The sequence below is a fragment of the Pseudomonas sp. S3_C06 genome (genome assembly GCF_054667675.1).
Map to the genome: position 1 here is coordinate 4,879,835 of NZ_CP162747.1, position 16,515 is coordinate 4,896,349.

The window sequence follows — 16,515 nt, forward strand, 5'->3', positions numbered from 1 at the left end:
CCGGATTGGCGAATTTCGGCAAAGCGCTTGCGTGAGGGGCTAGACAGCGCCCCTCAGCGTTGCGGCTAATCGTCTGGTTTAATCGATACCGACACCCGAGAACACGTTGCGACCGAACGGGCTCACTTTGAACCCTTCAATCCTCGCGCTTAACGGCTGGTTGACCGTCGAGTGGGCGACAGGCGTGATCGGCACTTGCTGTTTAAGCAATTGCTGGGCCTGTTTGTAGAGCACGGTGCGCTGGTCGCGGTCGGTGACGACCTTGGCCTCTTTGATCAGCTTGTCGTAAGCCGGATCGCACCACATGGAATAGTTGTTGCCGCCAATGGCATCGCAGCTGTACAGCGTGCCGAGCCAGTTGTCCGGGTCACCGTTGTCACCGGTCCAGCCGATCAGGCTGATGTCGTGTTCGCCGTTCTTGGTGCGCTTGATGTACTCGCCCCATTCGTAACTGACGATCTTCACTTTAAGACCGATCTTGGCCCAGTCGGCCTGGAGCATTTCGGCCATCAGCTTGGCGTTGGGGTTGTACGGACGCTGCACCGGCATCGCCCACAGGGTGATTTCGGTGCCTTCCTTGACGCCGGCAGCCTTGAGCAGCTCTTTGGCTTTTTCCGGGTTGTAGGCGGCGTCTTTGATAGTGTCGTCGTAAGACCACTGGGTTGGCGGCATGGCGTTCACGGCCAGTTGGCCAGCGCCTTGATAAACAGCGTTGAGAATCCCTTGTTTATTCACCGCCATGTCCAGCGCCTGCCGCACTTCGAGCTGGTCGAAAGGCTTGTGACGGACGTTATAGGCGATGTAGCCGAGGTTGAACCCCGGCTTGGAAATCAGTTGCAGTTTCGGGTCGGCCTTCAACGCTTCAACATCGGCAGGGCGCGGATGCAGGGTGATCTGGCATTCGCCGGCCTTGAGCTTCTGCACGCGCACCGAGGCGTCGGTGTTGATCGCGAAGATCAGGTTGTCGAGTTTGACCCGGCTCGGATCCCAGTAATGTTTATTACCGGTGTAACGGATGTTCGAGTCTTTCTGATAACTCTTGAACACGAACGGCCCGGTGCCGATCGGTTTCTGGTTGATATCGCTCGGCTTGCCGTCGGCCAGCAGTTTGTCGGCGTATTCGGCGGACAGGATGGAGGCGAAGCTCATGGCGATGTTCTGGATGAACGCGGCGTCGACGCTGTTGAGCGTGAACTCCACGGTCAGCGGCCCGGTCTTCTCGACCTTGGCGATGTTCTTGTTCAGGCTCATCCCGTTGAAGTACGGGAATTCGGTTGGATAAGCCTTACGGAAAGGTTGCTGTGCATCCAGCATGCGATTAAACGTGAACAACACGTCATCGGCGTTGAAATCGCGGCTCGGCTTGAAGTACGGCGTTGTATGAAATTTCACACCTTCACGCAGGTGAAAGGTGTACTTGAGACCATCCTCGGAAATATCCCACTGGGTTGCCAGACCGGGGACGACATTGGTCGCGCCTTTTTCGAACTCGACGAGACGGTTGTAGATCGGTTCGGCGGCGTCGTTATCCGTCGCTGTTGTGTACTGTGCGGTATCGAAACCGGCCGGACTGCCTTCCGAGCAGAACACCAGGCTTTTGCTGGCGGCGAAACTGGCGGACGAGGCGGCCAACAGGCCGGCGCCCAGCAATGCGGAAAAAACCAAGGTATGGCGCATGACGCTCCCTCTTTTTTTAGTGTTGTTCAATGCGCCGTCGTCTCATCCGGAGACGTTTGGCTACATTGAGCTCAATCCAGTACGTACGGCAAACCGGTGGCCCACGCAGAAACTGGTCAGTACCCGACGGTAGGGGCCGCGGTCCTGGCAGTAAATGCGTAAATGCCTTAAAGCTCGTAGGAAAAGGCGACACGTCCTATACCGCTGCGGTAATCCACAGTGGAATTGGCTGTAGGCAATTTCCTAAATTCCCGGCAGATAAAACAGCGGCGACGTTAAAAACGTCGCCGCTGCAGTGCCTTATTTGCTGACGCTGACGCCGTAGAAGGAGTTCAAGCCAAATGGGCTGATCTTGAAATCCTGCACGTTGGCGCGCATGGGTTGATACACCGTCGAGTGAGCGATAGGTGTCATCGGGACTGCATCTTTGAGGACGTGTTGTGCCTCTTTGTACAGTTCGGTGCGTTTACCTTGGTCGGTTGTACGCTTGGCTTCTTTGACGAGGCCGTCGAACTTCTTGTCGCACCACTTGGAGAAGTTGTTGCCGCTGAGCGAGTCGCAACCGAACAGCACGTTCAGCCAGTTGTCCGGATCACCATTGTCACCGCTCCAGCCAATGATCATGGCCTGGTTCTCGCCACCTTTGGAACGCTTGATGTACTCGCCCCACTCGTAGCTGGTGATCTTCACTTTCAAGCCGATCTTGGCCCAGTCGGACTGGAGCATTTCAGCCATCAGTTTGGCGTTCGGGTTGTACGGACGCTGCACCGGCATCGCCCACAGAACGATTTCGGTACCTTCCTTGACGCCCGCTTCCTTGAGCAGCTGTTTGGCTTTCTCAGGATCGTACTTGGCATCTTTGATGGTGGTGTCGTAAGACCACTGGGTCGGCGGCATGGCGTTGACGGCCAGTTGGCCTGCGCCCTGATAAACCGAGTCGATGATCTGCGGCTTGTTCACCGCCATGTCCAGCGCCTGACGGACGCGCAGGTCAGCCAGCGGGTTGGCTTCGTTGCTGCCCTTGACCTTGTCCATCACGTTGTAGGCGATGTAGCCGAGGTTGAAGCCCGCCTGATCAGGCATCTTCAGCGACTTGTCTTCTTTCAGCGCTTTCAGGTCGGCCGGACGCGGGAACAGGGTGACCTGGCACTCGTTCTTTTTCAGCTTCTGAATACGTACCGACGGGTCGGTGGTGATGGCGAAGATCAGGTTGTCGATCTTCACGTCATCAGGCTTCCAGTAATCCTTGTTGCCGGTGTAACGGATGTTGGAATCTTTCTGGTAGCTCTTGAACACGAAAGGACCAGTGCCGATCGGCTTCTGGTTGATGTCGGCGGCTTTGCCTTCTTTCAGCAGCTGCGCTGCGTACTCGGCGGACTGCACCGAGGCGAAGCTCATGGCCATGTTCTGGATGAACGCAGCGTCGACTTCTTTCAGAGTGAACTTGACGGTGTGGTCGTCGACTTTATCGATCTTGGTGATGTTGGTGTCCATCCCCATGTCGGTGAAGTACGGGAATTCGGTCGGGTACGCCTTACGGAACGGGTCATCCTTGTTAATCATGCGATTGAAGGTGAACAGCACGTCGTCGGCGTTGAACTCACGAGTCGGCTTGAAATACGGGGTGGTGTGGAACTTGACGCCTTCACGCAGGTGGAAGGTGTAAGTCAGGCCATCATCGGAAATGTCCCACTTGGTCGCCAGACCAGGAATCACGGCGGTGCCGCCGCGCTCGAACTGGGTCAGACGGTTGAACATGGTTTCGGCTGAGGCGTCGAAGTCGGTTCCGGTGGTGTACTGGCCTGGGTCGAAACCGGCCGGGCTGCCTTCGGAGCAGAACACCAGGTTAGTCGCAGCGGATGCGAAAGGTGCGGAGGCTAACAAGCCTGCGCCGACTAAAAACGGAATGACCGCGTGTTTAAGCATGTTGGCCTCATGATTTGTTGTCATTTTTTAGTTGTGAGGTACGACCTCGTGAGTCGTGCCTGCGGATACTTATGCAGGGGCCATACCCAATGCAAGATCCAGAGTGTGAGTGAGCGTTAAACCGTGGCACGAACGTACCTTAATGTCGCATCTGTATAACTTCTGACGCATTTGACCGTTTGCGGGTGGTTTTTACGGTGCAAATGAAGCCCCAAAACGGTGCGCTGGTCACGTTGTGCGCGCCGCCTTGGGGCTCGGTGTTACTTATTTATACCCACGCCATAGAAGGGGGTTAGACCGAACGGGCTGATACGGAAGTCGGTAACTTCCTTGCGCAACGGCTGGAACACCGTGGAGTTGGCAATCGGCGTGATGGGCACTTGCTGTTTAAGGATCAGTTGCGCCTGTTGATACAGTTTTACCCGCTGCTCCTTGTCCGTGGACAACTTGGCCTGTTGCACCAGTTTGTCGTAAGCCGGATCGCACCATTTGGCGTAGTTGCTGCCTTTCACCGCCGCGCAGCTGTAGAGCACGCCAAGCCAGTTGTCCGGGTCACCGTTGTCACCTGTCCAGCCATAGATCATGGCGTCGTGTTCGCCATTTTTCGCGCGTTTGATGTACTCGCCCCATTCGTAGCTGACGATGTTGGCCTTGATGCCGATTTTCTCCCAATCCTGCTGGATCATCTGTGCCGACATCCGCGCATTCGGGTTCGAGGCGCGTTGCACTGTCATCGCCCAGAGGTTGATGGTTGTACCTGGCGCAACCCCTGCTTCTTTCAGTAGCACCCGTGCTTTTGCCGGGTCGTAGGGAGCGTCCTTGATGGTCGGGTCATACGACCATTGCGCCGGCGGCAAGGCGTTTTGCGCCAACTGACCGGCGCTTTGGTAAACGGCTTTGATGATTGCCGGTTTGTCGATGGCCATGTCCAGCGCCTGGCGGACTTTGAGCTGATCGAGTGGCGCGTGGGTGGTGTTGTAGGCGAGGAAACCGAGGTTGAAACCGGCCTGTTTGAGCACGCGCAGGTTCGGGTCTTTTTCCATCACTTCGATGTCGGCCGGGCGCGGGTAGCCGCTGACCTGGCATTCGCCGGCCTTGAGTTTTTGCAGGCGCACGGCGGCGTCCGGGGTGATCGAAAAAATCAGGTTATCGATTTTGACGTCTTCGGGTTTCCAGTAGGTCTTGTTGGCGGCATAGCGGATTTGTGAATCCTTCTGGTAGCGCTTGAAGACGAATGGGCCGGTGCCGATGGGTTTCTGGTTGAGGTCAGCGGCTTTGCCTTCCTTCAACAGTTGGTTGGCGTATTCGGCGGATTGCACCGAGGCGAAGCTCATGGCGAGGTTTTGCACGAAGGCGGCGTCGACGTTGTTGAGGTTGAAGCGCACGGTTTGCTCGTCGAGTTTTTCTACCGATTTGATCGTGGTGTTGAGGCCCATGTCGGTGAAGTAGGGGGACTCGGCGGGGTAGGCCTTGCGGAAGGCGTTGTCTGGGTCGAGCAGGCGCTGGAAGGTGAAAACCACGTCGTCGGCGTTGAAGTCGCGGGTGGGTTTGAAGTAGTCGGTGGTGTGGAATTTTACGTTTTGGCGCAGGTGGAAGGTGTATTGCAGGCCATCGTTGGATATGTCCCATTTTGTTGCCAGGCCGGGTTCGATGTCGGTGCCGCCGCGCTGGAATTGGGTGAGGCGGTTGAAGACGGTTTCGGCGGAGGCGTCGAAGTCGGTGCCGCTGGTGTATTGGCTGGGGTCGAAGCCTGCCGGGCTGGCTTCGGAGCAATAAACGAGTGTTGTGGCGGCGTTGGCGATCGGGGTTATGGCTGTTAGTGCGAGGGAGATCAAGAGCGGTTTTAGGGTGGATCTTGGCATGGGGTCCCCGGGGAATCGGCGGTGGTAATCGTGGAAGAGTAGCTGGGGCGGGGGTGTTGGCGGAAATATCGTTTTTCCTGTTGAAGCGTCTATCTCGGCATATCTAGCACTTGTGTGTATATCCGTTGCTGCGGTAACGGCGGCTTAGGGTTTCGCCCTTACGGCGACTCACTTTTTTTCAAACGCCAAAAAAAGTAAGCAAAAAACGCTTGCTCCTACGTGCGGCCCGCTCGCTGGGGCTCGGGGTTCCTTCGCTCCGGGATCGATCCGGGCGCAGCGTCTCCGGTTTGCTTCGCTGCACCTACTCCCGCTGTGTTTGGCTTCGCCAAACGGTCGCTGCGCTCCCACGCCCGGATCAATCCCTCCACTCAGCCTTCCGACGTCGCCCGTGGGTCAAGATCAAGAGCAGGCGAGCTGACACTCGGCCTATTGAGTGGTGAAGAGCGGGTGTTCGGCTTTGGTTTTGTGGTGGATTCGCCCCTCACCCCAGCCCTCTCCCCAAGGAGAGGGAGCCGATTTTTGGGCTTTTCAGAATCTGAGTTCAACGCGGTATTGCACGTCGGCGTAGCTCTCCCAAACACCTCGGTCAGTCCCCTCTCCCTCCGGGAGAGGGTTAGGGTGAGGGGCTTTTGATCTACTTCAGAATCTGAGTTCGACTCGGTATTTCAAGTCGGCGTATCTCTCGCAATCACCTCGGTCAGTCCCCTCTCCCTTTGGGAGAGGGCTAGGGTGGGCTTTTGATCTACTTCAGAATCTGAGTTCGACTCGGTATTTCACGTCGACGTATCTCTCGCAATCACCTCGGTCAGTCCCCTCTCCCTCCGGGAGAGGGCTAGGGTGAGGGTCTGCTTTTGGCTGTTTAAATCTGTGTCAAATAACCAGAACCTTCCCACAAGGTTTTCAGGTTGTCCGTCGGACGTGCGCTCTCTAGGCTCTGGTTGTCGCTGAAGACTCAGCGATCGGGAGGTGAGATTCCCGGTTATTGAATTTGGAAACCTGCACAAGCCACCCCATAATCGCCGCCAGCTCATGCTGTCAGCAGTTTTTATGGCGGCTATGTACGGGCGGACTTTTGTCCGGCCGGGTTGGTTTCCTTACCGGTAATCTCACTCCGTACATAGTTGCCACCTCATTTCTCGAGTGAGATCGGAAATGAATGGCGTCAGTTCATAAGGAAATTTTCCATGGATAAATTGATACCTGACCCACCCCTCGATACCCCACTCGAAGACGCCATCCGCGCCGACGACCAAATCAAAACCCGCGAAGCCATCAAACGCGCCCTGGATTTCTACCTCAGCCCCGAACCCCTAAAACCCCGGCAGCCCAGCACGATGTTCCTGATCCAGCCGAACATCGACACCGAAAGCCTGCTGGCGCATGCCTGTGAGTCACTGGCGTCGGCGAACACGTTAACCGGTAACTTTGCCGATCAGTTGGGCCGGCCCGAGCGGAATACGGCGCTGGCGATTCAGCAGATCATCATGCTGGCCGAGCTGGCGGTGAACCGGGCGCTGGATCGGGTTGATCCGCAGGGCTGACGATCGCGTTATCGTTCTTCGCGAGCAGGCTCGCTCCCACAGGTGGAATGCATTTCAAATTGTGGGAGCGAGCCTGCTCGCGAAGACGGTGGTTCATCCACAGCAAATCCCAGGCACAAAAAAACCGCCGATCGTTCACCGATCGGCGGTTTTTCATTCAGCCCAGATCAAATCACGGCATCAACACTTCAATCGAGCCATCGGCCGTCATGCTGACCTGGCTGGTGCCTGCTTCAACTTCAGGTGTCACCGGCGCGGAATCCATCGCCGCCGCTTTCATCATCATCGGTGCGCGCAGGTACGGTTGTGGATAACCGTTACTGTTGAGATTCAGGTTGACGATTTTGTAACCCTTGCCGCCCAGTGCATCGGTGGCCAGTTGGGCGCGGGCCTTGAAGGCGGTCACGGCTTCTTTGAGCAACTGGTCTTCACTGGATTTGCGGGTCGGGTCGGCAATGGCGAAGTCCATGCCGCCCATTTTCAGGTCGCCGAGCAGTTCGCCGGTGAGTTTGGACAGGGCGGCGAAGTCAGAGCTTTCCAGGCGCAGTTCGGCGCGTTCACGCCAGCCGGTGATCTTCTGGCCCTTGGTGTCGTAGATCGGGTAACTGTTGCGGCTGCCTTGGCGCAGGGTGATGTCTTTGACTTGCTTGGCCTGGGCCAATGCCTTGTTCATGGTGGTGCTGACGTCGGCGGCGAGTTTCGCCGGGTCGGTGTTTTGCTCTTCGGTGTAGAGGGTGACGATCATCAGGTCGCGGGCGACTTCCGTGCTGACTTCGGCGCGCAGGGAAATCTGGTTGTAGTGCAGCTCATCGGCGGCCAGGGCCGGAAGGCTGGCGACGCTGCCGACGGTCAGGGCGAGAAGGGCGGCGCTGCGGCGAAATGTGTGCATGAAAGCTCCTTGATGAGGGCGCAGGTGATGGTTCGGGGGCCTGCGTGAAACCATCAGACTCTAGCTTTTATGATCCGGTTCGCCCAGTTACAACTTCTATACAGATGACTGGTGGCCGCTGTGCAGCCCTTCGCGAGCAGGGGAATGCATTTCAAAGGTGGGAGCGAGCCTGCTCGCGAAGGCGTCCTTATAGCCGCCGAAGATGTTTTCGCCATGTGGTCGTTTGCCGCACTTTCGCCTCTCAAGCCCGCGGCTTGGTTATACTCCGTGCGATCCGCCTGGAGCGCTCATCAGGAGAGCTCATGCTCGCCCCCGTACAACTGACTTCCGCCACTCGCCAGAACCTCTGGCGGCTGACTTTCATTCGCACCCTGGTGCTCGCCGCGCAGGCTGGCTCCGTTGGCTTGGCCTACTGGCTGCAATTGTTGCCGTTGCCGTGGGTGCAACTGGCGATGACCCTCGGCTGCTCGACGCTGCTCTGCGTGTTCACCGCGGTGCGTTTGCGTACCTCGTGGCCAGTGACCGAACTCGAATACGCGCTGCAACTGGCCTGCGATCTGGTGATCCACAGTGCGCTGCTGTATTTCTCCGGCGGTTCGACCAACCCCTTTGTTTCCTATTATCTGGTGCCGTTGACCATCGCTGCGGTGACGTTGCCGTGGCGCTATTCGGTGATTCTCTCCGGCATCGCGCTGGCGCTGTACACCGTGATGCTCACGCGTTTCTATCCGCTGGAAACCCTGCCGGTCGCTCGCGAGAATCTGCAGATCTACGGCATGTGGCTGAGCTTTGCACTGGCAGCGGCGGTGATCACCTTCTTCGCGGCGCGCATGGCTGAAGAGTTGCGCCGCCAGGAAGAATTGCGCGCGATCCGCCGTGAAGAAGGCCTGCGCGATCAGCAGTTGCTCGCTGTCGCCACCCAGGCCGCTGGCGCCGCCCATGAACTCGGTACACCGCTGGCGACCATGAGCGTGTTGCTCAAGGAAATGCAGCAGGATCATCCCGACCCGATGCTGCAGGATGATCTGAAGGTGCTGCAGGATCAGGTCAAACTCTGCAAAGAAACCCTGCAGCAACTGGTGCGCGCCGCCGAAGCCAATCGGCGTCTGGCAGTAGAAATGCAGGACGTCACCGACTGGCTCGACGAAGCGCTGAACCGCTGGCACCTGATGCGTCCGGAAGCCAGTTATCGCTTCCACCGCCTCGGCCAGGGCACCGTGCCGCGCATGGCGCCGCCGCCGGATCTGACTCAGGCGCTGTTGAATCTGCTCAACAACGCCGCCGATGCCTGCCCGGAAAATCTCAAGGTGACCCTGGACTGGGACGTCGAGAACCTGACCATCAGCATTCGTGACCACGGCGCCGGTGTGCCGCTGGCCATCGCCGAGCAGATCGGCAAACCGTTTTTTACCACCAAGGGCAAAGGTTTCGGCCTGGGCCTGTTTTTGAGCAAGGCCAGCGTGACACGCGCCGGCGGCTCAGTGAAACTCTATAGTCATGAGGAAGGCGGCACGCTCACCGAGCTGCGCCTGCCTCACGGCGCCCGAGGAGACCAACATGAGTGACGAAATCCAAGTCGAAGGCGAAGAACTGCCGCATTTGCTGCTGGTCGATGACGACGCAACGTTTACCCGAGTGATGGCCCGTGCCATGGCTCGTCGTGGCTTTCGCGTCAGCACCGCAGGTTCCGCCGAAGAAGGCCTGACCATCGCCCAGGCCGATCTGCCTGATTACGCCGCGCTCGACCTGAAAATGGACGGCGATTCGGGTCTGGTGCTGCTGCCCAAACTGCTGGAGCTGGACCCGGAAATGCGCGTGGTGATTCTCACCGGTTATTCGAGCATTGCCACCGCGGTCGAAGCGATCAAGCGTGGTGCTTGCAACTACCTGTGCAAACCGGCTGACGCCGACGATGTGCTGGCTGCGCTGCTGTCCGAGCACGCCGACCTCGACAGTCTGGTGCCGGAAAACCCGATGTCGGTTGATCGCCTGCAGTGGGAACACATCCAGCGTGTGCTCACCGAGCACGAAGGCAACATCTCCGCCACTGCCCGCGCCTTGGGCATGCACCGCCGTACCCTGCAGCGCAAACTGCAGAAGCGCCCGGTTCGTCGCTGAACCTGCGCTGAACGACTATCGCTAGCGCTCGCGATAAAACGCACCGATCTACTATGATCGGTGCGTGTCTGTTCTTTTCTATATCGAGCCTTATCCATGAATCAGAACGCTGAATATTCCGCGGTCAACGATGCTGTGCGCGGGCAGTTTTTTCGCAAGGTGTGGGCAATCATCACGCCGTACTGGCGCAGTGAAGAGAAGGGCAAGGCCTGGACGCTGCTGATCGCAGTGATAGCACTCTCGCTGCTCAGCGTGGGCATCTCGGTGTGGTTCAACACCTGGTACAAGGACTTTTACAACGCCCTGCAAAAGAAAGACGAAGTGGCGTTCTGGCGCTTGATTCTGTATTTCTGCGGCATTGCGGCGGTGGCCATTGTCGGTGCGGTGTACAGGCTCTATCTGACTCAGATGCTGACGATTCGCTGGCGGGCCTGGCTCACTGAAAAGCATTTCTCGCGTTGGCTTGCCGACAAGAATTACTACCAGCTGGAGCAGGGCGGTTACACCGATAACCCGGACCAGCGGATTTCCGAAGACCTCAACAACTTCACTTCCAACACCCTCGAACTGGGTATCGGCCTGCTGCGCAATATCGTCAGTCTGGTGTCATTCTCGATCATTCTCTGGGGCGTGTCGGGCAGCATCGAACTTTATGGCATCACCATTCCCGGCTACATGTTCTGGTGTGTGCTGGTTTATGCGGTGGTGGGCAGTTGGCTGACGCATTTGATTGGTCGTCGCTTGATCGGTCTGAACAACCAACAACAACGCTTCGAAGCTGACCTGCGTTTTTCCATGGTGCGGATTCGCGAGAATGCCGAAAGCATCGCGTTGTACAACGGTGAGCCGAACGAAAATCGTCGTCTGAGCGCCCGCTTCGGCAATGTCTGGCACAATTTCTGGGACATCATGAAAGTGTCCAAGCGCCTGACGTTTTTCACCGCCGGTTACAGCCAGGCAGCGATCATCTTCCCGTTCATCGTGGCTTCACCGCGTTACCTTGCCGGCAAGATCGAGCTGGGTGAGCTGATGCAGATCAGCTCGGCATTCGGCAACGTCCAGGAAAGCTTCAGCTGGTTCATCAGTGCGTACCAGAGCCTCGCTTCCTGGCGCGCCACCTGTGATCGTCTGCTGAGTTTCCGTCAGGCTATGACCGACAACGAAGAGCGCATTCCGGCGATCGATGTGCAGAATCAGGGCCGCGAATTGAAGGTGCACAACCTCGGTCTGGATCTGGCCGACGGTCGTCATCTGCTGACCAGCGCCGACATGACCGTCGAACCGGGTGAGCGCGTGATGCTCAGCGGCCGTTCCGGCAGCGGCAAGTCGACGCTGTTGCGGGCGATGGGGCATTTGTGGCCGGCGGGCCACGGCAACATCCGTTTGCCGGCGGCGCGTTATCTGTTCTTGCCGCAAAAACCCTATCTGCCGATCGGCACCCTGCGTGAGGCGTTGAGTTATCCACAACCGGGCGACACTTACGCGCCGGAACGTTATGCACAAGTGCTGGAAACCTGCCGCTTGTCGCATTTGGTCGCGCGCCTTGACGAGGCCAATCACTGGCAGCGCATGCTCTCGCCGGGCGAACAGCAACGCTTGGCTTTCGCCCGCGCAATGCTTTACGAACCGCAATGGCTGTACATGGACGAAGCCACTTCGGCGATGGACGAGGAAGACGAAGCGACGCTGTATCAGGCACTGATCGATCAGTTGCCGGGTCTGAGCATTGTCAGTGTCGGCCATCGCAGCAGCTTGAAACGCTTCCACCCACGGCATGTGCGGATCGACAGCGGCCACTTGGTTGAACAGACCGTAACTGCCTGATCACCGCTAACCCCCTGTAGGAGTGAGCTTGCTCGCGATAGCGTTGGGTCAGTCACATTGATGCTGAATGTGCGGACGTCATCGCGAGCAGGCTCACTCCTACATAAAGCGATGTAAACCGGAAAGTGATCGTACAACCCGCTTGAGCTATCATGCCCACAAGCCGAATTTTCGAGACTAGATGCACACCATGGAAAACCTGATCGACACCCCGCGTCTCCCGCGCAAGCGCCGCAGCCTGGCCCAGGAACTGGTGACGGTGCTGAGCGAGCAGATCCGCGATGGCCTGCTTAAACGCGGTGACAAACTGCCCACCGAGTCGGCGATCATGGAAGCCCATGGCGTCAGCCGCACCGTGGTGCGCGAGGCGATTTCCCGTTTGCAGGCTGCAGGGCAAGTGGAAACCCGCCACGGCATCGGCACTTTCGTACTCGACACGCCAAGCCCGAGTGGTTTCCGCATCGACCCGGCCACCGTCGTCACCCTGCGTGATGTGCTGGCCATTCTCGAACTACGCATTAGCCTGGAAGTGGAATCTGCCGGCCTTGCCGCGCAACGTCGCAGCGCCGAGCAACTGGCGACCATGCGTGCCGCCCTCGATGCTCTTAACGAAAGCGCTGCCCACGCCAGTGATGCGGTCGCTTCGGACTTTGCCTTCCACCTGGAAATAGCGCTGTCCACCGGCAATCGCTACTTCACCGACATCATGACCCACCTGGGCACCAGCATCATTCCGCGTACGCGGCTGAATTCGGCGCGACTGGCCCATGATGATCAGCAGCACTACATGAGCCGTCTGAGTCGCGAACACGAAGAAATCTACGATGCGATTGCCCGGCAGGATTCCGATGCTGCGCGTGCGGCGATGCGTCTGCATTTGACCAACAGCCGTGAAAGACTGCGCCAGGCCCATGAAGAGGCGCAGGCGCAGGGTTGAGGTTGGGTCATTCTTTAAGCGTGATTTCCAATGGTAATGATTGCCGGACGTTGCCTGCTCTGTCGTTGGAGTACTGCAAGCGCGCATTCATGCCAGCTTTGAGCATTTTTTCAAATAGCGCTTTCGGGATTGCAAACTTAACGGGCTTTCCAGCGGAGATTGCAGTCACTACTACGGAGTGTGACCACTCCTCAGCACCGTCTGAGTCGTACACTTTCAGTGTGATTTTGTCCCCTGCGGCCGCTTCTTGGAGGGCAGGCACTACCCCATGAGCAGGGTCAATCAAGTTATGTACGTAGAGGACGTCATCGATTGCTTCCTTGAGCACAGGTGCTGGCAGCATTTGGATAGCGAAACGTTTATCTGTCATGTTCAAAATCCTTTTAGTTGTCGAAACGAGCCGTTGGCAGCTCAAGTTGATTAACGTATGGATCGCGAAAGCCTGGCACCTGTAAGAAATACCAGTTCCGATGAACGGTCACCGCTCCCGCACGACAAGATTCAGCCCTCGATCCGCAACCTCAACGCGTGCGAAAACGGCTCCATGCTCGACTCGTCGGAAAACTTGTAGCGCAATTCAACCTCTCTGTTCAGGTACGGACGCAGCGCCTCTTTGGGGATCTGCAACTCGATCCCCGTGAGTTTCTCCATCTCGTCTTCAGCATCGTCCCAAGTGCCGGTGTTCACTTCCTCGCCTTCCCATTCCGGCTCTTCCGGGTCGTCGCCGAGAATCGGGTAAACGCTCCAGTTCGCTGGAAAATCACTCGAATCCGGGACCTGGACGATCAATACATCGGGTAGCACGGCTAGCTGAAGGGTGAGGGTGTCAGAGTCAGAAGAGGCGATTTGCGCGAGGGTCGGTGCAGCATAATTCACGAACATTTCAGTTTCCTTCGAAGGTCCGCCACGATCCTTCGTGGCAGTCGTCGCACCTTACCCGGCGTCTCTGCATCGCTCAGTAAACGAATCTTGACCAGACATTTCCGCGCTAGAACCCTTTAAACACGGGCTTTCTCGACGAGTTTTGCCAAGCCTTGAGCAGCTTTGTCCGACAAAAAAACACCCACAACGATGAAATGCAGTTGACGGTTATTATTTAAGTTGTACGATGACCTACAACTTCAGCGAAGGCTGAACGGACCAATCACAAAAAACGTTGCTACCAGGGTGTTCGAATAATGAATCCACAAGAACTGAAGTCCATCCTCTCTGCCGGCCTGCTGTCTTTCCCGGTGACCGATTTCAACGCGCAGGGCGATTTCAACCGCGCGGGCTACATCAAACGCCTGGAATGGCTGGCTCCATATGGTGCTTCAGCCTTGTTCGCCGCCGGCGGCACCGGTGAGTTCTTCTCCCTGGCCGCCAGCGAATACTCGGAAATCATCAAGACTGCCGTCGACACCTGTGAAACCAGCGTGCCGATCCTCGCCGGTGTCGGTGGTTCGACCCGTCAGGCCATCGAATACGCTCAGGAAGCCGAGCGTCTGGGCGCCAAAGGTCTGTTGCTGCTGCCGCACTACCTGACCGAAGCGAGCCAGGACGGTGTTGCCGCTCACGTTGAAGCCGTGTGTAAATCGGTCAACATCGGCGTGGTCGTTTACAACCGCAACGTTTGCCGCTTGACCGCGCCGCTGCTGGAACGTCTGGCCGAGCGCTGCCCGAACCTGATCGGTTACAAGGATGGTCTGGGCGATATCGAGTTGATGGTGTCGATCCGTCGCCGCCTCGGTGATCGCTTCAGCTACCTCGGTGGTCTGCCGACCGCCGAAGTCTACGCCGCTGCCTACAAGGCGCTGGGCGTACCGGTTTACTCCTCGGCGGTGTTCAACTTCATCCCGAAAACCGCGATGGACTTCTACCACGCGATCGCCCGTGAAGATCACACCACCGTCGGCAAGATCATCGACGACTTCTTCCTGCCGTACCTCGACATCCGCAACCGCAAGGCTGGTTACGCCGTGAGCATCGTCAAGGCAGGCGCAAAAATCGCCGGCTATGACGCAGGCCCGGTGCGGGCACCGCTGACCGATCTGACTGGCGAAGAGTACGAAATGCTCGCTGCGCTGATCGACAAGCAAGGTGCGCAGTAACACCCGACAAAAACGCGGCCGCTGAGTAATCAGCGGCTTTTTGCGTAAAGGCTTTTAGTTTTGAGGGCTGCCCCTGTGACAAATGCAAAACGCTACGACAACTACATCAACGGCGAATGGGTTGCCGGTGCCGACTACTCGGCCAACATCAACCCGTCGGAGCTGAGCGACACCATCGGCGATTACGCCAAGGCTGACCTGACTCAGGTTCACGCTGCCATCGACGCCGCCCGCGCGGCATTTCCGGCGTATTCGACTTCGGGCATTCAGGCCCGTCACGATTCGCTGGATAAAGTCGGTACGGAAATCCTTGCCCGTCGCGAAGAACTCGGCACCCTGCTGGCCCGGGAAGAGGGCAAGACCCTGCCCGAAGCCATCGGCGAAGTGACCCGCGCCGGTAACATTTTCAAGTTCTTCGCCGGTGAATGCCTGCGCCTGTCTGGCGACTACGTGCCGTCGGTGCGTCCGGGCGTCAACGTTGAAGTGACCCGCGAAGCGCTGGGCGTGGTCGGTCTGATCACCCCGTGGAACTTCCCGATCGCGATTCCTGCGTGGAAAATCGCCCCGGCGCTGGCCTACGGCAACTGCGTGGTGTTGAAACCGGCCGATCTGGTGCCGGGTTGCGCCTGGGCACTGGCGGAAATCATCTCCCGCGCAGGCTTCCCGGCCGGCGTGTTCAACCTGGTGATGGGCAGCGGTCGCGTGGTTGGTGATGCGCTGGTGCAGAGCCCGAAAGTCGATGGCATCAGCTTCACCGGTTCGGTGGGCGTGGGTCGTCAGATCGCAGTCAACTGCGTCTCGCGCCAGGCCAAGGTTCAGCTGGAAATGGGCGGCAAGAACCCGCAGATCATTCTCGACGACGCCGACCTTAAGCAAGCGGTCGAGCTGTCGGTGCAGAGCGCGTTCTACTCCACCGGTCAGCGTTGCACCGCGTCGAGCCGTTTGATCGTCACTGCCGGGATTCACGACAAATTCGTTGAAGCCATGGCCGAGCGCATGAAGTCGATCAAGGTCGGGCACGCGCTGAAATCCGGCACCGATATTGGTCCGGTGGTTTCGCAAGCGCAGCTGGAACAGGACATGAAGTACATCGACATCGGCCAGTCCGAAGGTGCGCGTCTGGTCAGCGGCGGTGGCTTGGTGACCTGCGACACCGAAGGCTACTTCCTCGCGCCAACGCTGTTTGCCGACAGCGAAGCGTCGATGCGCATCAGTCGCGAAGAGATTTTCGGGCCGGTGGCCAACATCGTTCGCGTTGCCGATTACGACGCGGCGCTGGCGATGGCCAACGACACCGAGTTCGGCCTGTCGGCGGGCATTGCGACCACCTCGCTGAAGTACGCCAACCACTTCAAACGTCATTCGCAAGCCGGGATGGTCATGGTCAATCTGCCGACCGCTGGCGTCGATTACCACGTTCCGTTTGGTGGCCGTAAGGGTTCATCCTATGGCTCACGTGAGCAAGGCCGCTATGCGCAAGAGTTCTACACGGTCGTGAAGACCAGTTACATCGGTTCCTGATAAACGCAATAACCCTGTAGGAGCTGCCGAAGGCTGCGATCTTTTAAGATCAAAAGATCGCAGCCTTCGGCAGCTCCTACAGGGAATACCAAAGAAGATTCACCCGCGCATAAAAATAATCAGTGGGAGT

Annotated in this window: 13 protein-coding genes; 7 read left to right on the top strand and 6 right to left on the bottom strand. The window is 57.9% G+C overall.

Going from position 1 to position 16,515, the window contains the following annotated elements; genetic code table 11:
• Positions 1-78 precede the first annotated feature (78 nt).
• The 3 genes from AB4N44_RS21540 to AB4N44_RS21550 all read right to left on the bottom strand — a co-directional run bounded on the left by AB4N44_RS21540 (position 79) and on the right by AB4N44_RS21550 (position 5,465).
• A complete protein-coding gene (locus AB4N44_RS21540; RefSeq protein ID WP_460107577.1) occupies positions 79-1,677 on the bottom strand; it encodes an ABC transporter substrate-binding protein in 1,599 nt (532 codons plus the stop codon).
• Positions 1,678-1,977: 300 nt separating this feature from the next.
• Complete coding sequence (locus AB4N44_RS21545) at positions 1,978-3,603, bottom strand: ABC transporter substrate-binding protein (protein WP_127925815.1); 1,626 nt, start codon at positions 3,601-3,603, stop codon at positions 1,978-1,980.
• A gap of 260 nt (positions 3,604-3,863) precedes the next feature.
• Positions 3,864-5,465, bottom strand: coding sequence for an ABC transporter substrate-binding protein (locus tag AB4N44_RS21550; protein WP_460107574.1), 1,602 nt, complete (start codon positions 5,463-5,465; stop codon positions 3,864-3,866).
• Between the two features lie 1,184 nt (positions 5,466-6,649).
• Here AB4N44_RS21550 and AB4N44_RS21555 point away from each other — a divergent pair.
• Entirely contained in the window at positions 6,650-7,006 is a 357-nt protein-coding gene (locus AB4N44_RS21555) for a DUF6124 family protein (RefSeq protein WP_460107571.1), read from the top strand.
• Positions 7,007-7,178: 172 nt separating this feature from the next.
• Here AB4N44_RS21555 and AB4N44_RS21560 read toward each other — a convergent pair whose 3' ends face one another.
• Positions 7,179-7,895, bottom strand: a complete 717-nt coding sequence (locus tag AB4N44_RS21560) for an SIMPL domain-containing protein (RefSeq protein WP_150774064.1) — start codon at positions 7,893-7,895, stop codon at positions 7,179-7,181.
• 302 nt (positions 7,896-8,197) lie between these two features.
• Between AB4N44_RS21560 and AB4N44_RS21565 the strand changes: the two genes are divergently transcribed.
• From AB4N44_RS21565 to AB4N44_RS21580, 4 genes are all read left to right on the top strand, one after another.
• Entirely contained in the window at positions 8,198-9,460 is a 1,263-nt protein-coding gene (locus AB4N44_RS21565; protein WP_007915316.1) for an ATP-binding protein, read from the top strand.
• The gene (locus AB4N44_RS21570) at positions 9,453-10,013 is read left to right on the top strand and encodes a response regulator transcription factor (RefSeq protein WP_003221630.1); all 561 of its coding nucleotides are present in this window, start codon (positions 9,453-9,455) and stop codon (positions 10,011-10,013) included. The genes AB4N44_RS21565 and AB4N44_RS21570 overlap by 8 nt, the downstream gene beginning before the upstream one ends.
• Before the next feature lie 96 nt (positions 10,014-10,109).
• Positions 10,110-11,837, top strand: a complete 1,728-nt coding sequence (locus AB4N44_RS21575; RefSeq protein WP_160038285.1) for an ABC transporter ATP-binding protein/permease — start codon at positions 10,110-10,112, stop codon at positions 11,835-11,837.
• Between the two features lie 190 nt (positions 11,838-12,027).
• Positions 12,028-12,774: a FadR/GntR family transcriptional regulator gene (locus tag AB4N44_RS21580; RefSeq protein WP_176472316.1), complete on the top strand. Its 747-nt coding sequence runs from the start codon at positions 12,028-12,030 to the stop codon at positions 12,772-12,774.
• 7 nt (positions 12,775-12,781) lie between these two features.
• Here AB4N44_RS21580 and AB4N44_RS21585 read toward each other — a convergent pair whose 3' ends face one another.
• Both AB4N44_RS21585 and AB4N44_RS21590 read right to left on the bottom strand, forming a co-directional pair.
• A complete protein-coding gene (locus AB4N44_RS21585; protein ID WP_160038287.1) occupies positions 12,782-13,144 on the bottom strand; it encodes a hypothetical protein in 363 nt (120 codons plus the stop codon).
• A 131-nt stretch (positions 13,145-13,275) separates the two neighbouring features.
• Complete coding sequence (locus AB4N44_RS21590) at positions 13,276-13,656, bottom strand: hypothetical protein (protein ID WP_460107568.1); 381 nt, start codon at positions 13,654-13,656, stop codon at positions 13,276-13,278.
• A 296-nt stretch (positions 13,657-13,952) separates the two neighbouring features.
• Between AB4N44_RS21590 and kdgD the strand changes: the two genes are divergently transcribed.
• Positions 13,953-14,864, top strand: coding sequence for a 5-dehydro-4-deoxyglucarate dehydratase (gene kdgD / locus AB4N44_RS21595; RefSeq protein ID WP_034154457.1), 912 nt, complete (start codon positions 13,953-13,955; stop codon positions 14,862-14,864).
• Positions 14,865-14,939: 75 nt separating this feature from the next.
• A complete protein-coding gene (locus tag AB4N44_RS21600; RefSeq protein ID WP_034154458.1) occupies positions 14,940-16,385 on the top strand; it encodes an aldehyde dehydrogenase family protein in 1,446 nt (481 codons plus the stop codon).
• Positions 16,386-16,515: the final 130 nt, after the last annotated feature.

Excerpts from the sequence above, each read along its gene's own strand:
- kdgD (WP_034154457.1), top strand. The coding sequence starts at position 13,953 with ATGAATCCACAAGAACTGAAGTCCATCCTCTCTGCCGGCCTGCTGTCT.
- AB4N44_RS21540 (WP_460107577.1), bottom strand. The coding sequence starts at position 1,677 with ATGCGCCATACCTTGGTTTTTTCCGCATTGCTGGGCGCCGGCCTGTTG.
- AB4N44_RS21590 (WP_460107568.1), bottom strand. The coding sequence starts at position 13,656 with ATGTTCGTGAATTATGCTGCACCGACCCTCGCGCAAATCGCCTCTTCT.
- AB4N44_RS21585 (WP_160038287.1), bottom strand. The coding sequence starts at position 13,144 with ATGACAGATAAACGTTTCGCTATCCAAATGCTGCCAGCACCTGTGCTC.
- AB4N44_RS21555 (WP_460107571.1), top strand. The coding sequence starts at position 6,650 with ATGGATAAATTGATACCTGACCCACCCCTCGATACCCCACTCGAAGAC.
- AB4N44_RS21570 (WP_003221630.1), top strand. The coding sequence starts at position 9,453 with ATGAGTGACGAAATCCAAGTCGAAGGCGAAGAACTGCCGCATTTGCTG.
- AB4N44_RS21550 (WP_460107574.1), bottom strand. The coding sequence starts at position 5,465 with ATGCCAAGATCCACCCTAAAACCGCTCTTGATCTCCCTCGCACTAACA.
- AB4N44_RS21560 (WP_150774064.1), bottom strand. The coding sequence starts at position 7,895 with ATGCACACATTTCGCCGCAGCGCCGCCCTTCTCGCCCTGACCGTCGGC.
- AB4N44_RS21545 (WP_127925815.1), bottom strand. The coding sequence starts at position 3,603 with ATGCTTAAACACGCGGTCATTCCGTTTTTAGTCGGCGCAGGCTTGTTA.
- AB4N44_RS21580 (WP_176472316.1), top strand. The coding sequence starts at position 12,028 with ATGGAAAACCTGATCGACACCCCGCGTCTCCCGCGCAAGCGCCGCAGC.
- AB4N44_RS21565 (WP_007915316.1), top strand. The coding sequence starts at position 8,198 with ATGCTCGCCCCCGTACAACTGACTTCCGCCACTCGCCAGAACCTCTGG.
- AB4N44_RS21575 (WP_160038285.1), top strand. The coding sequence starts at position 10,110 with ATGAATCAGAACGCTGAATATTCCGCGGTCAACGATGCTGTGCGCGGG.